Consider the following 509-nt stretch of genomic DNA (forward strand, 5'->3'; position numbering starts at 1 on the left):
GAGCTGGTAAACCGTAGCGCCGAAAAACCGCGATCAACTGCTCCTGTACCGTGGCTGTGCGCTCGTTGGCACAGGCTTTGATTGCCAAGTTGAAACGAGAATGGTCGTCCAAAACAGTTAGCGGATGGCATCGGCCTTGTTGCGTTGGGAAATGCCCTTTGAAATCCATCTGCCAAAGATCATTGGGCGCGTCGTGTTCAAACCTCAACCTTGCTGCCTGTAACTCTTTTGGGACCGTTTGAACCAAACCATGGCGATGTAAGACATTGGTGACAGTGCTAGGAGCGATACGCTTATCTAACAGATTGCTGATCGTGCGGCCGCCCCAGGCTGGATGCTCCCGCCTAATTGCCAAGACTTCAGTCTCCAGCGCGGGCTCGGTAAGTTTTGGGCTAGTGGCTGGCCTGCGGGATTTCTCCAGCAGACCTTGCTGGCCTTGTTCTTCGTAGCGACCGAGCCACTTGTACGCGGTTTGGGGACTGATACCGAACCGTCGACACAGTTCTCGT

Annotated in this window: 1 protein-coding gene (cut by a window edge); it reads right to left on the bottom strand. The window is 54.4% G+C overall.

All coding sequences use genetic code 11. From position 1 onward, the window contains the following. Nucleotides 1–509 carry part of the coding region annotated (locus tag JV201_RS05380) for an IS481 family transposase (RefSeq protein ID WP_257903290.1) on the bottom strand (this coding region is incomplete at its 5' end). 542 nt of the annotated region lie to the left of the window's left edge, so 509 of the 1,051 annotated nt are shown.

The sequence above is a fragment of the Pseudomonas sp. Colony2 genome, assembly GCF_019382755.1.
In the GTDB taxonomy this organism is placed as follows: domain Bacteria; phylum Pseudomonadota; class Gammaproteobacteria; order Pseudomonadales; family Pseudomonadaceae; genus Aquipseudomonas.